A 14,799-nucleotide genomic window follows, 5' to 3' on the forward strand; every position below is an offset into this window, starting at 1 on the left:
ATCGTCAAAAAGAACTCAAAATGAGAAAAGGATTACTGGACATACTAAAAGGAAAGTTTTTGGTGAGCGGGGATGCTCCCAAGAACTGGATGTTTTTATTGTTTGCCTCCTTTTTGGCCGCCTTAATGATTTCCAGTAGCCATAATGCCGACCGAAAGGTGCTTGAAATTGCCGCCCTTAACGAGGAGGTCAGGATGCTGAAGAGCGAGTTCTTTCAAGGCCGCTCCCAAGTACAACAACTTAAGTTGGAATCGACTTTGAGGCGCGTAGTTGCCGACAAAGGTTTGGTTCCTTCTGAAAATCCACCTAAAAAAATCAAAGTTAAATCTGCTGACTGATGCCGATCACTGAAAAAAATATCATGAATAGACTGTACCTAGTTTCTGGGGGTCTTGTGATATTGGCCATTGCCGTCATGGTGAAGGTGGTGGATATTCAGGTGGTAAAAGCGGATGAATATAAAGAGCTTGCCCTGAGTAAAACGGAGAAGATGTTCACCATAGAGCCCAACCGTGGCAATTTGTATTCGGAAGATGGCAGTCTTTTGGCCGCTTCCGTTTCCAAATATGAAATTCGGTTCGATGCCAAGACGGTGACAGAAGATAATTTCCAGAACAACGTGGCTGCACTTTCCGATTCGTTGGGAATCATGTTCAATAGGCCCTCATCTTACTACAGACAATTGTTTCGAAAGGCAAGGGCCAATGGCAACCGCTACACCTTGGTGGCCCGCAATGTGGATTACCTGGATTTTGTTAGGATAAAGCAATTTCCGTTGTTCAACCTTGGCCCATATAAAGGTGGTTTTATTGAGACCCACCGAGTAGTTCGTGAATATCCGTTGGGCCAAATGGCGGCTCGTAGCATTGGGTATGAAAGAGTGGATGAAAACGGCTATTATACACGTGTGGGAATGGATGGTGCCTTTGGAGAAACCTATTTGCGAGGCAAGGAAGGGAAGCGTTTGAAGCAAAAAATTGCCAAAGGTCAATGGAAACCTGTGGGGTTGGATAACATTGTGGAGCCCCAAGATGGTTTGGATGTGGTGTCTACCATTGATGTGAACATTCAGGATATTGCCCATCACGAACTTTTGGCACAATTGGAACGCTACAATGCCGATCACGGCTGTGTGGTGGTGATGGAAACGGAAACAGGCGAGATCAAGGCCATTTCCAATTTGGGCCGTACTTCCGAAGGAAAATATTACGAAAAACTCAATTATGCCATCGGCGAATCCCATGAACCGGGGTCTACCTTTAAACTAATGTCTTTGATTGCCGCTTTGGAAGACAAGGTGGTGGATACGAGTACCGTGGTGGACACTGAAAATGGCCGCTACCGCATTTACGATGGCGTAGTAAAGGATTCCAGGCAAGGAGGTTACGGAAAGATTTCAGTGGCCAAGGCCTTCGAGGTATCTTCAAACACTGCCTTTGCCAAGATCATCAATGAAAATTATAAGGAACAGCCTGAAAAGTTCGTAAACCGATTGATGAACATGGGCCTTCATAAAAAGTTGGGCCTCCCTATCATCGGGGAAGGTGATCCTGTGATTCGATATCCAGGGGAAAAAGGATGGTCCGGTATTTCCTTGGGTTGGATGTCGCATGGATATGAAGTTTCCATGACACCCATGCAAACATTGGCTTTTTACAATGCCATTGCCAATGATGGCGAATTTGTAAAACCCCGTTTGATCAAAGAGGTGCGTGATGGTAGCAAGGTGGTAAAACGGTTTGATAAACAAGTGGTGAATTCTTCCATCTGTTCCCAAGAAACTGTTGAAAAAGTACAACAATTGATGAAAGGTGTGGTGGAAAAGGATTTCGGGACAGGGCATAAACTGTATTCTAAAAACTTTTCCATGGCTGGTAAAACGGGTACCTGCCAAAAGAACTATGTTACCAAAGATCCCGACAAATTGGCCTACATCTCAACCTTTGCCGGTTATTTTCCAGCGGATAACCCTAAGTATTCCTGTATCGTGGTTATTCACGAACCCGATAAAAGTGTCGGGTATTATGGAGCAGATGTATCGGGTCCCGTGTTCAAGTCCATGGCCCAAAAGATACATGCCATTTCACCTATGGTGGATGAAGTGGAAAGTGATAAAATCATGGATGCAAAACTCGACGAGAACTATCAACGATATTTTGCCGAGGCCCAAAAGAAACTCAGCACAATCCCTAATGTGAAAGGAATGAGCGGAATGGATGCCGTCTCACTTTTGGAAAACCTGGGATTGGAAGTAGAAGTGCATGGAAATGGCAAGGTGAAAAAACAATCCATAGATCAAGGAACTGACATCAAACAAGTCAAAAAAATAGTATTGGAGCTTTCATGAAGTTGTTGAAGGATATTTTATATGGCGTTAGTTTGTCCGCAGTAAGCGGAGACACCAATGTGCTGGTGAACCATATCCATTTCGACTCAAGGGCAGTTGGTATGGATGATGTTTTTGTAGCCGTTCGGGGTACTTTGACTGATGGCCATAATTTCATTCAAAAGGCGGTGGACTCTGGTGCCAGGGCCATTATCTGTGAGGAACTTCCTGAAATATTGGTCAATGGCGTTACGTACCTAAAGGTTCCGGATTGTAATAGTGCATTGGCCATTGTGGCCTCCAATTTTTACGGTAATCCTTCCAAAAATTTAAAACTCGTCGGGGTAACCGGCACCAACGGGAAAACTACCGTGACCACCCTTTTGTACAACTTATTTAAGAAGGCCGGTTATAAGGTAGGGTTGATCTCTACCATCAAGGTCATGGTGGATGAAAAAGAATTCCCCACCAGTCATACCACACCCGATGTGTTGACCATCAACAGTTATTTGTCCAAAATGAACGAGGTGGGCGTAGAGTTCTGCTTTATGGAAGTGAGCTCGCATGGTATCCATCAAAAACGATCCGAGGGATTGCATTTTACAGGGGCCATCTTTACCAACCTGTCCCACGACCATTTGGATTACCACAAAACCTTTGCAGAGTACAGGGACACCAAAAAGAAACTGTTCGATGGACTTCCCAAAACCGCTTTTGCACTGGTGAACATTGATGATAAAAATGGCTTGGTGATGTTACAGAACACCAAGGCCAAAAAATATACCTATGCCCTAAAAACCTACGCGGATTATAGGGCCCAGATTTTGGAAAGGCAGTTCAACGGGCAGTTGTTGAAGATGGATGAGAATGAACTGTGGTCAAGATTGATAGGCGATTTCAATGCCTATAACATGCTCGCCATTTATGCTACTGCTGACCTATTGGGATTGGAAAAAATGGAGATCCTAAGGCTAATGAGCGAATTGGAAAATGTGGATGGCAGGTTTCAATATTACATTTCAAAAGATAAGATAACGGCTATTGTTGATTATGCCCATACGCCGGATGCACTTAAAAATGTATTGGTTACGATCAATGCATTGAGGACTGGAAATGAAAACGTCATCACCGTAGTGGGGTGTGGTGGTGACCGTGATAAGTCTAAGCGTCCGGTTATGGGTCATATCGCATCGGAAATGAGCAATCAGGCCATTTTCACCTCGGATAACCCGAGAACGGAATCCCCAGCGGTGATCATTGAGGAAATGGAAGCCGGAGTGGAGCCCCAAAATGCCAAAAAGGTTTTGTCCATAGAAAATAGGAAACAGGCCATAAAAACTGCCTGCAAGCTGGCCTTGGCCAACGACATCATTCTAGTGGCCGGAAAAGGGCACGAAACCTATCAGGAAACCAACGGGGTTCGGGTCGATTTTGATGATTTTAAAGAAGTTAAAGAAGCGCTGGAGAGCCTCAATAAATAATGTAGTCCATGCTATACTACTTGTTCGAATTTTTAGAGAAACAATATCAACTGCCAGGTGCGGGACTTTTTCGGTTCTTGACCTTCAGGGCGGCCATGGCCGTGATGTTGTCTCTGTTGATAGCCATGGTCTACGGTAAACGCATTATTCTATTCCTCCAAAAAAAGCAAATTGGGGAAACAGTTCGCGATCTGGGATTGGAAGGGCAAAAGCAAAAAGCGGGTACCCCAACGATGGGTGGTTTGATCATCATTGTGTCCACATTGTTGCCCGTGCTATTGTTCGCGGATATCAAAAACATTTATGTCATCCTACTGATCATCACTACCATTTGGATGGGTATCATTGGATTCATTGACGACTACATCAAAATTTTCAAAAAGGACAAACAAGGCCTAAAGGGCAAGTTCAAGGTAATGGGTCAGGTTGGACTGGGATTGATTGTGGGCTTGACCTTATACTTTCATCCTCAGGTGACAATAAAAGAAAAGGATTCTACCACCATTACCGAGAACTTTAAAGTGGAAAGGGTTTTTGGTGAAGAAACGAAAGCCGTCCGTACCAATGTGCCATTTTTCAAGAACAACGAGTTGGATTATGCTGACTTCATATCATGGATGGGAGATGGAATGGAAAAGTATGCCTGGATCATTTTTATTCCAGTGGTCATTCTTATTGTGACCGCAGTTTCCAATGGGGCCAATCTTACGGATGGCATTGATGGATTGGCAGCGGGTTCCTCTGCCATCATCGTGCTCACTTTGGGCATTTTTGCTTGGGTATCCGGCAATATTCAGTTTTCCAGTTACCTCGACATTTTTTATCTGCCCCGAGTGGGAGAATTGGTGGTGTTCCTCGCGGCATTTGTGGGTGCCTTGGTCGGATTTTTGTGGTACAATACCTATCCGGCCCAAGTATTTATGGGAGATACGGGCAGCCTCACCATTGGTGGGGTCATCGCTGTCATTGCCATCATTGTTCGAAAGGAATTGCTGCTGCCTGTTTTGTGTGGCATCTTTTTCGCGGAATCACTGTCCGTGATGTTGCAAGTGGGCTATTTCAAGCATACCAAGAAGAAATATGGAGAAGGCAGACGCATTTTCCTGATGGCGCCCTTGCACCATCATTATCAGAAGAAATCGTACCACGAGAGTAAGATAGTGACCCGCTTTTGGATCATCGGGATTTTGTTGGCGATCATCAGTATTGTCACCTTAAAAATTAGATAGATGGCGCGCTTGGTGGTACTTGGAGGAGGAGAAAGTGGTGTGGGAACCGCCATTTTGGGACTGAAAAAAGGATTTGAAGTCTTTGTTTCGGACAAAGGCGAGATAAAGGATAAATACAAAAAAGTTCTTGAACATTTTGGGATCGAATGGGAATCTGGCCAGCATACCGAGGCCAAGATCCTGAATGCCGATGTGGTTATGAAGAGTCCGGGAATACCTGATAAAGTGCCTTTGATCAAGGAGCTCGTAGCAAAAGGAATTCCAGTGATATCGGAAATCGAATTTGCCTCAAGATATACCGATGCAACAATCATTGGGATTACGGGAAGCAACGGAAAGACCACCACAACCATGATGACCTACCATTTGGTCAAGGAAGGGGGATTGAATGCGGGTATGGCCGGTAACATTGGTGACAGCTATGCCAAGATGGTGGCAGAGCAGGATTTTGATCATTACGTTTTGGAGATCAGCAGTTTTCAACTGGATGGCATTGTGGATTTTAAACCCCATGTGGCCGTGATCACCAACATAACGCCAGACCATTTGGATCGCTATGAGTATAAGTTTGAAAACTACATCGCATCCAAATTTCGCATAGCGATGAATCAAGATGAGAAGGATTACCTGATCTATGATGCCGATGATGAAGTGCTGGTGGATTGGTTGAGAAGACATCCTGTACGATCCAAATTGATTCCGTTCAGCCTGAAAGAAAAAGTGGAAGAAGGAGCTTGGCTCGAAAATGATACGATAAAAATAAAATTAGAACATAAAACCTTGGAAATGAATACAGATATTTTGGCCTTGGAAGGGCAACACAATGTGAAGAACACAATGGCCGCAAGTATGGCCGCCCTGCTGGTGAAGGTGAGGAAGGAAACCATCCGCCAGAGTATCCAGTCGTTCCAGGGAGCACCACACCGATTGGAAAAGGTATTGAAAATCAACCATGTGGAGTACATCAACGATTCCAAGGCTACCAATGTGAATGCTACCTTTTATGCTTTGGACGGCATCAAAAAGCCCATCGTGTGGATCGTTGGTGGAGTGGATAAAGGAAACGACTATTCCGAGTTGATGCCATTGGTCCGGGAGAAAGTAAAAGGAATCATCTGTTTGGGTGTTGACAATTCCAAAATAAAGGATGCCTTTGGCAATGTGATCGATTTAATGATCGAGACCTTTTCCATGGAAGAGGCTGTGAAGGTGGCCTATAAAATGGCGGAGCGTGGTGATGCAGTATTGTTATCACCGGCCTGTGCAAGCTTTGACCTGTTCCAAAACTATGAGGACAGAGGAAATCAATTTAAAAATGCCGTAAAAAACTTGTAAACGTGTTCGCGATTTTCAAAAATCTGAAAGGTGATAAAGCCATCTGGGGCGTAGTGGCCCTTTTGGCCCTTTTCTCATTTTTGCCTGTGTATAGTGCCAGCACCAATTTGGTCTATGTAAATGGCGACGGAACCACCATTGGGCACTTGGTCAAGCATGCCATGTTGTTGTTCTTGGGATTCGGTATTATCTATGCCATTCACAGGATTCCTACACATTATTTTAAAGGCCTTTCTATCATTGCACTTCCCATTGTGTTGATGCTATTGGCCTACACCCTAACGGTGGAAACCAGGATCGGTGGGGTAACGGCAAACCGTTGGATAAAAATTCCATTTGTAGGGGTCAATTTCCAGACCTCCACTTTGGCATCGGTGGTGCTGATGATCTGGATTGCAAGGTATTTGACCAAGATCAAGGATGTACAGATTACTTTCAAAGAAAGCATTTTGCCTCTTTGGCTTCCGGTGGCCTTGGTAGTTTTATTGATTTTGCCGGAAAACTTTTCCACAGCGGCCATTATCTGCTTTATGGTATTGGTGCTTTGTTTTTTGGGTGGTTATCCGCTAAAATATCTGTTTTCGATGGTAGGTGTCGGTGTTGTGTTTGCAGGTATGTTCCTGTTCGTGTTGTTCAAGGCACCCGATGTTTTACCACAGCGTGCAGGAACTTGGAAATCCAGGATAGAGACTTTCTTGCATCCGGAAAATGCGGATAAAGATGATCTTCACCAATTGACATTGGCCCAGATTGCCGTGGCAGAAGGCGGCTTTGTGGGTAAGGGGGCAGGCAAGAGTGTCATGAAAAATATGTTGTCGCAGAGTACCTCCGACTTCATTTTTGCCATCATCATTGAAGAATATGGGCTGATTGGAGGTGGAGCTTTGCTCTTTTTCTATCTGTTATTGCTGTTCAGGATTGTGGTAGTGGCCCATTCGGCCAAAACGGTGTTTTCAAAATTATTGGTGATCGGTGTGGGGTTGCCTATTGTGTTCCAGGCCTTCATCAATATGGCAGTAGTGGTGCAATTGTTCCCGGTAACGGGTCAGCCACTGCCTTTGATCAGTATGGGGGGTACATCCATTTGGATGACCTGTATGGCCATTGGCATTGTACTTAGTGCCAGCAACAAAAAAGAGAATTTGGAGGAGCAATCCTATGACATAGATGAAACGAATCCTTTAGAAGTATTGAGTGGACAATTATAGGTTTATACTATCTGGAGGGGGAACGGGAGGACATATTTATCCTGCTGTGGCCATAGCCAACGAGCTAAAAAGAAGACATCCGGATGCGGAATTTTTGTTCGTCGGGGCCAAGGATAAGATGGAAATGGAAAAAGTGCCACAAGCCGGATACGAAATAAAAGGATTGTGGATTAGTGGATTACAACGGAAACTGACATTGAAGAATCTCATGTTTCCCTTTAAAGTGATAAGTAGTTTGTTAGGAGCACGTAAAATAGTGAAACAGTTCAAACCCCATGTGGCCATCGGTACTGGGGGCTTTGCCAGTGGACCTTTATTGAGGGTGGCCGCTGGTGCTGGTGTTCCCTGTGTGCTTCAGGAACAGAATTCCTTTGCTGGGATTACCAACAAACTATTGGCAGGCAAGGCAGAGAGGATCTGTGTGGCCTATGATGGCATGGAAAAGTTTTTTCCAAAGGATAAAATCGTGAAAACAGGGAATCCGATCCGAATGGATTTGGTGGATTTGAAATCTGATAAAAAAGAAGCCATTGCTTTTTTTGGATTGGATGCCAACAAGAAAACCTTGTTGGTTTTGGGTGGAAGTTTAGGTGCACGTCGCATCAATCAATTGGTGGAAAAGGAATTGGGCTTTTTTGAGGAGCAAGGACTGCAGGTGGTATGGCAGTGTGGCAAACTGTACCATGAAGAGTATAAAAAGTACGATTCCGATAATGTGAAGGTGTTGCCCTTTGTCAATCGGATGGATTTAGCCTACACCGTGGCCGATGTGATCATCTCAAGGGCGGGCGCCGGTTCGGTCTCCGAGCTTTGTTTGGTGGGAAAACCTGTGATATTTATTCCTTCACCCAATGTAGCGGAGGACCATCAGACTAAAAATGCCAGTGCATTGGTAGCTGAAAATGCCGCCATCATGATGAAGGAATCGGAATTGGATGGAAGCTTTGAGAACGGCTTTGCCCAATTAATGGAATCAGAAGAAATGCAAAAAAACTTGGGCCAGAACATCAAAAAACTGGCTATGCCGAAAGCTACGGAGCATATTGTAGATGAAATTGAAAAATTGCTGAAGTGAATTTGAAGGACATACATAGCGTTTATTTTATTGGCATTGGAGGCATCGGAATGTCCGCCTTGGCACGCTATTTCAACTTCATTGGCAAGGAGGTGGCCGGATATGACAAAACGCCCACGCCCATCACTGAGGGACTTGAAGAAATTGGTATCGCTGTCCATTTTGAGGACAATGTGGATTTGATTTCCGAGACCTTCAAGCATCTCCAAACCCTAGTGGTGTACACGCCAGCGGTGCCCGCATACCATACGGAACTCAACTTTTATAAGAACAATGGTTTTCAAATAAAGAAACGTTCCGAAGTATTGGGCATCATTACCAAGGATTCCTTTTGCTTGGCCGTTGCCGGAACACATGGAAAGACCACGACCTCAGCTATTTTGGCCCATTTGCTTAAGGAATGTGGATTGCCATTTACGGCATTTTTGGGTGGTGTTTCAGAAGATTTCAACAGCAATTTTGTGTTGGATGGAACCGAATACTCCGTTGTTGAGGCGGATGAGTTCGACCGTTCCTTTTTGAGGCTCTCCCCAACAGTAGCCTGTATCACATCTATGGATGCCGACCATTTAGACATTTATGGAACCAAGGAAGAACTGCACCATTCCTTTAGGGAATTTGCCGGGAAAATCAAACCGGGCGGAAAATTGTTCGTTCGAAAAGGGTTGCTCATGGAAGGCATCACCTTTGGCATTGAGGATGGTTCTGATTTTTGCATAGAAAACATTGACATTGAACATGGTACCTACATATTTGATCTCGTTACGCCTTCGGAGGTCATCAAGAACGTGAAGTTCAACAAACCCGGAAGGCACAATTTGCTCAATGGATTAGCTGCATTCGGAATGGCGGTGCAAACCGGTTGCCCACCACACCGCCTAGCCGAAGCTTTGGCAAGTTTTAAGGGAGTGCAAAGAAGATTTTCCTATCAGATCAAGGAAAAGGGCTTTGTGTTCATTGATGATTATGCCCATCACCCGGCCGAAATTGATGCTGTATATCAAGCCATTAGGGAAATGCACCCAGGACAAAAGATCACCGTAATTTTTCAACCCCATCTGTTCTCCAGGACCAAGGATTTTGCGGATGAATTTGCCACAAGCCTTTCCCGGTTCGATGAGATTATGCTTATGGAAATTTACCCGGCGCGGGAAGAGCCCATGGAAGGGGTAACCTCTTCATGGTTGTTGGATAAAATAGAAAACCCGAACAAAAAGTTGGTGGATAAATCAGCTTTGTTGAATGAGATAAAGAACTGCAAAACAGGGGTTTTGGTGACCCTTGGTGCAGGGGATATTGGAATGGAAGTGCCAAAAATCAAAAAAGAATTAGCATATGCGGGTTAACTGGAATTACATCAAACTGGCATGCTTGTCAGTGTCGGTAATTGCCCTTTACGGTTTTGCCGATCACCGGGGCAAACAAAGAAAAGTTAGTGATATCTCCATAAAATTTGTGGGTGATGAAAACTTGTATTTGACCGAGGATGCGGTTAATAAATTGTTAATACAAAATTATGGGTCCCTAAAAAATAGGGACAAAGAACAGTTAGTTTTGAACACCATAGAGGAGGTAATCAGGTCCAACGATATGGTGAAAAATGCCCAAGTCTATCTTACTGTAAACGGGGAGCTTATCTCTAAGATTGTTCAGCGAAAACCCATTGGGAGAGTTGAGGGGGTCACTAAATTTTATTTGGATGATTTGGGAAAACGCATGCCATTGTCAAGGTATCATTCGGCTCGTGTCCCCATCATTACGGGTAAGATTACAGGGAAATCCCTTGAAGATGCCTATGTTATTTTGAACTATATCAATGAAGATGATTTTTTGCGAAAAAACGTCATCGGGATCCATATAGAGGAGGAAGGAAGCTATCAGCTCAGGTTCCGCATGGAAAACTTTGTGGTGAATTTGGGCGGAGTGGATGACCTAAACACGAAGTTCAAAAACTTCATGGCTTTTTATGCCAAGGCTTCCAAGGACAAATCTTTGGAAAAGTATGCTATAGTGAGTTTGGAATTCAACAATCAAGTGGTTTGTACCAAAATATAAAGTATGGAACAGGGTAATTATTCAGTAGGGTTGGATATTGGAACTACCAAGATCGTGGCGATCATCGGTAGGGAAAATGAGTATGGAAAAATTGAGATACTGGGCACCGGAAGGTCCAAAAGCTTGGGGGTGCACCGTGGTGTGGTCAACAACATCACCCAGACCATTTCCTCCATTCAACAAGCAGTGGAACAGGCCGAATTGAATTCTGGGCTAAAAATAGGTTCCGTTGTGGTGGGCATTGCAGGCCAGCACATCAGAAGCCTCCAACATAGCGATTACATCACCAGGCCAAACTCTGAAGAGGTCATCAATGATGAGGATTTGGACAAGTTGGTCAACCAAGTGTACAAGTTGGTCATGCTTCCCGGTGAGGAGATCATTCATGTATTGCCGCAGGAATATAAAGTGGACGGCCAATCCGAGATCAAACATCCAAAAGGAATGTACGGTGGGCGTTTGGAGGCCAATTTCCATGTAGTGGTCGGTCAGGTATCATCCATCAAAAATGTAGGTAGGTGTATCAAAAGCGCCGGACTGGATCTGGGCAGCATCACGTTGGAACCCTTGGCATCTGCAGATGCGGTATTGAGCCAAGAAGAGAAAGAAGCGGGCGTGGCCCTAATCGATATAGGAGGTGGAACCACGGATTTGGCCATTTTTAAGGATGGGATCATTCGTCATACCTCTGTCATTCCGTTTGGTGGCAATGTGATCACCGAGGATATCAAGGAAGGCTGCTCTATTATCGAGAAGCAGGCCGAACTGTTGAAGATAAAGTTCGGTTCCGCTTGGCCAGGGGAGAACAAGGATAACGAAATCGTGTCCATCCCAGGGCTTAGAGGTCGTGAGCCCAAGGAAATCACCCTTAAAAACCTTTCCAAAATCATTCACGCACGAGTGGTGGAAATCGTGGAACAGGTTTATGTGGAAATCAAAAACTATGGCCACGAGGAGCAAAAGAAAAAATTGATCGCCGGTATTGTGTTGACCGGTGGTGGAAGCCAATTGAAGCATTTAAAGCAGTTGGTGGAGTACATCACTGGCATGGATACCCGTATTGGTTACCCTAATGAGCATTTGGCGGGTGATTCCGATGAGGAGATTGCCAGTCCATTGTATGCCACGGCCGTAGGATTGTTGATGAAGGCCTTGGAGACCAAAAAGAGAACCTTGGTCCTGGAACAGGGAGAAATCCATGAAGAAGAGAAAGTGTTGGTGGAGCAGGACCATATGGGCGGACAAACCAATGTGTCCACGCACAAAGAGAGAAAATCCATATTTGATAAGTGGTCGGAAAAGTTGAAGGACTTTTTGGACAACGCAGAATAATAACCCCATAAAGAAACACATCTGTCATGAGTAAGAACACTGAATTTGACAACATCGCTTTTGATTTGCCCAAGAACAAGAGCAACGTAATAAAAGTTATAGGAGTAGGTGGCGGCGGTAGCAATGCCATCAACCACATGTTCCAGGCTGGCATCAACGGAGTGGACTTTGTGATCTGCAATACCGATGCCCAGGCATTACAGAACAGTCCTGTACCCAACAAGATTCAATTGGGGGTTTCCCTTACCGAAGGTCTTGGTGCCGGTGCCAACCCCGAAGTTGGGGAACAGGCCGCGTTGGAAAGTATGGAAGAGATCAAGAGCATGTTTGGGCAAAACACCAAAATGGCTTTTATTACCGCGGGTATGGGAGGTGGAACCGGAACCGGGGCAGCTCCGATCCTTGCCAAATTGGCCAAGGAAATGGATGTGTTGACCGTTGGTATCGTGACCATTCCCTTCCAATTTGAAGGAGCCATGCGTAACAAACAGGCACAATTGGGGATAGAAAAATTGCGTGCCAATGTGGATTCCCTTATTGTGATCAACAACAACAAACTCCGTGAGGTGTACGGCAATCTTGGGTTTAAGGCCGGCTTTTCAAAAGCGGATGAAGTTTTGGCCACTGCGGCAAGGGGTATTGCAGAGGTCATTACGCATCACTACACACAAAATATCGACCTTAGGGATGCCAAGACCGTACTTTCCAATAGTGGTACGGCCATTATGGGCTCCGCTACGGCATCCGGTTCCGCAAGGGCCACGGAAGCCATTATGAAAGCCTTGGATTCTCCCTTGTTGAACGATAACAAAATCAATGGGGCCAAAAACGTATTGTTACTTATTGTTTCCGGTTCAAAGGAAATTACCATTGATGAGATAGGTGAAATCAACGATCATATCCAAATAGAGGCAGGACATGGTGCCAACATCATCATGGGTGTGGGCGAGGATGAAAGTTTGGGCGAGGCCATTGCTGTTACTGTCATTGCCACAGGTTTCAACGTGGACCAACAGGACAACATCGTGAACACGGAATCCAAAAAGGTTTTTTACACTTTGGAAGATGAGCAAACGGCCCAACAGGATTTGACCCCCGAGGCTACCTCCATCCAAGAAGTGAAAGTGGTTCAACCCGTTGTAGTGGAACCTGAACCGAGCATTGTAAAGCATACCTTGGAAGTGGATGAAGTGGAAGAGGTAATAGAGGTAAAGCCCCAAATGAAGAGGCAAGAACCTGACTTGGTGCCCACAACCAGTTATATCCGAAATTTTAATGTGTTCTACGAAGAGGTGGTGCCTGAGTACGTGGAGGATGACTTTATCATTATCGAGGCCAAAAATATCATCAACAATATTGAGGTGATAGATGCCGAGGTTATTGCACCAAGGGCGAATGAAGACCAATTCACCTTGAGTTTTGATATGCCCCTTAATAACCAAGAAGAGGAAGAAGATGAAAGGGAGCACACCATAACCTTCAATTTAGAGGATGGTATCGGGGACGTGAACGTAAATGAATATGTAGAGGTAAAACCGGTATTGGAGTATAGGAACCAAGGTGAGACCCGTTACAACCTTGAAGAGTACATGGAACTTGAAAACAAGTTGACCGGGGCAAGGTCCATGGCGGAAACCCATGAACCCAAACTGGTGGAGAATGAGTTGGTTTTCGAGAAAAAGACCATCAAGTTAGAGACCGCCCAACAACAAGAGGAAACCGTTGATAGTTTGGATCCCATGAACAGCCCCATAAACGAAATTTTAAGGGAAAGGGCTGATGAGCGTAGAAGGAAATTGAAGAATTTTAACTACAAGTTCCAAAGTAATAGAAGCAGCATCGATGAAATTGAGAAACAACCAGCCTATAAAAGACAGGGAGTGGACCTGAACGATGTGCCAAGAGAACAGAAAGTATCCAGGACCACATTGAGTGAGGATAGCAATGATGACCTACAGTTGCGTTCCAATAACTCATTCCTGCACGATAATGTTGATTAGTAGTGTTTAAATTAACATCCATTTTTAATGGAAAGCATAAACCCGGAAGTGAAATACTTTCGGGTTTATTTTTTATCTTCGCAGCCCAAAATAGATAGAAATGGGTTTGCAGGATAAGGTAATGATCGAGATGAAAACAGCAATGAAGGCAAAGGATACCGTTGCTTTGGAATCATTGCGTGCCATCAAGTCCGCTATTTTGTTGGCAAAGACCGAAACAGGTGCCGGCGCCGAACTTTCGGAGGAAGAAGAAGTGAAACTGATTCAAAAGTTGGTAAAACAACGAAAGGATAGTGCCGCTATCTATCAACAACAAGGTCGTGAGGATTTGGCAGGACCAGAACTTGCACAAGTAGCGGTAATCGAGAAATTCTTGCCCGAACAATTGTCCGAAGAAGAAATTGAAAAGGTGGTGCTGAAAACCATTGCATCCGTTGGTGCTTCGGGAATGCAGGATATGGGTAAAGTTATGGGCATTGTTTCCAAGGAGTTGGCAGGACAAGCCGATGGCAAGACCATTTCCAACATCGTTAAGGCAAAACTTAGTTCTTAATATTTTAATGGCCCAGTAGTTCAACTGGATAGAATATCAGATTTCGGCTCTGAGGGTTGGGGGTTCGAATCCTCCCTGGGTCACTAAACGGGATTTTTCACAAATTGAGTGGAATTTCCCGTTTTTTATTTCCTTCAAATTACCTGAAAACGAACCGATTGTGCCAAAAATTTCGTTGACCCGAAAAGTTTGAACTGCTTTGTTT

General features: G+C 44.6%; 12 protein-coding genes and 1 tRNA gene. All 13 read left to right on the forward strand.

Features of this window, described 5'->3' with window-relative positions; genetic code table 11:
* Positions 1–20 precede the first annotated feature (20 nt).
* Positions 21–338 carry an FtsL-like putative cell division protein gene (locus tag GTK07_RS09045; RefSeq protein WP_163634957.1) on the forward strand — a complete coding sequence of 106 codons (318 nt, stop codon included), beginning with the start codon at positions 21–23 and terminating at the stop codon, positions 336–338.
* The gene (locus GTK07_RS09050; RefSeq protein WP_163634958.1) at positions 338–2,347 is read left to right on the forward strand and encodes a penicillin-binding protein; all 2,010 of its coding nucleotides are present in this window, start codon (positions 338–340) and stop codon (positions 2,345–2,347) included. Before GTK07_RS09045 ends, GTK07_RS09050 begins: the two co-directional genes overlap by 1 nt.
* On the forward strand, positions 2,344–3,807 hold the full coding sequence (locus tag GTK07_RS09055) for a UDP-N-acetylmuramoyl-L-alanyl-D-glutamate--2,6-diaminopimelate ligase (protein WP_163634959.1): 1,464 nt from the start codon (positions 2,344–2,346) through the stop codon (positions 3,805–3,807). Before GTK07_RS09050 ends, GTK07_RS09055 begins: the two co-directional genes overlap by 4 nt.
* An 8-nt stretch (positions 3,808–3,815) precedes the next feature.
* Positions 3,816–5,036: a phospho-N-acetylmuramoyl-pentapeptide-transferase gene (gene mraY / locus GTK07_RS09060; RefSeq protein WP_163634960.1), complete on the forward strand. Its 1,221-nt coding sequence runs from the start codon at positions 3,816–3,818 to the stop codon at positions 5,034–5,036.
* On the forward strand, positions 5,037–6,371 hold the full coding sequence (gene murD / locus GTK07_RS09065) for a UDP-N-acetylmuramoyl-L-alanine--D-glutamate ligase (protein ID WP_163634961.1): 1,335 nt from the start codon (positions 5,037–5,039) through the stop codon (positions 6,369–6,371).
* Between the two features lie 2 nt (positions 6,372–6,373).
* Positions 6,374–7,579, forward strand: a complete 1,206-nt coding sequence (locus tag GTK07_RS09070) for an FtsW/RodA/SpoVE family cell cycle protein (protein ID WP_163634962.1) — start codon at positions 6,374–6,376, stop codon at positions 7,577–7,579.
* Positions 7,566–8,654, forward strand: a complete 1,089-nt coding sequence (murG, locus tag GTK07_RS09075; RefSeq protein WP_163634963.1) for an undecaprenyldiphospho-muramoylpentapeptide beta-N-acetylglucosaminyltransferase — start codon at positions 7,566–7,568, stop codon at positions 8,652–8,654. The genes GTK07_RS09070 and murG overlap by 14 nt, the downstream gene beginning before the upstream one ends.
* On the forward strand, positions 8,651–10,000 hold the full coding sequence (murC, locus tag GTK07_RS09080; RefSeq protein WP_163634964.1) for a UDP-N-acetylmuramate--L-alanine ligase: 1,350 nt from the start codon (positions 8,651–8,653) through the stop codon (positions 9,998–10,000). The genes murG and murC overlap by 4 nt, the downstream gene beginning before the upstream one ends.
* Positions 9,990–10,709 carry a cell division protein FtsQ/DivIB gene (locus GTK07_RS09085; protein WP_163634965.1) on the forward strand — a complete coding sequence of 240 codons (720 nt, stop codon included), beginning with the start codon at positions 9,990–9,992 and terminating at the stop codon, positions 10,707–10,709. Before murC ends, GTK07_RS09085 begins: the two co-directional genes overlap by 11 nt.
* Positions 10,710–10,712: 3 nt before the next feature.
* A complete protein-coding gene (gene ftsA, locus GTK07_RS09090) occupies positions 10,713–12,041 on the forward strand; it encodes a cell division protein FtsA (RefSeq protein WP_163634966.1) in 1,329 nt (442 codons plus the stop codon).
* A 26-nt stretch (positions 12,042–12,067) separates the two neighbouring features.
* Positions 12,068–14,041, forward strand: coding sequence for a cell division protein FtsZ (gene ftsZ, locus GTK07_RS09095; RefSeq protein WP_163634967.1), 1,974 nt, complete (start codon positions 12,068–12,070; stop codon positions 14,039–14,041).
* 100 nt (positions 14,042–14,141) lie between these two features.
* Entirely contained in the window at positions 14,142–14,594 is a 453-nt protein-coding gene (locus GTK07_RS09100) for a GatB/YqeY domain-containing protein (protein ID WP_163634968.1), read from the forward strand.
* 9 nt (positions 14,595–14,603) lie between these two features.
* Positions 14,604–14,677: transfer RNA gene (locus GTK07_RS09105), tRNA-Arg, on the forward strand.
* Positions 14,678–14,799: the final 122 nt, after the last annotated feature.

This window comes from Flagellimonas sediminis (assembly GCF_010500845.1).
Classification (GTDB): Bacteria; Bacteroidota; Bacteroidia; order Flavobacteriales; family Flavobacteriaceae; genus Flagellimonas; species Flagellimonas sediminis.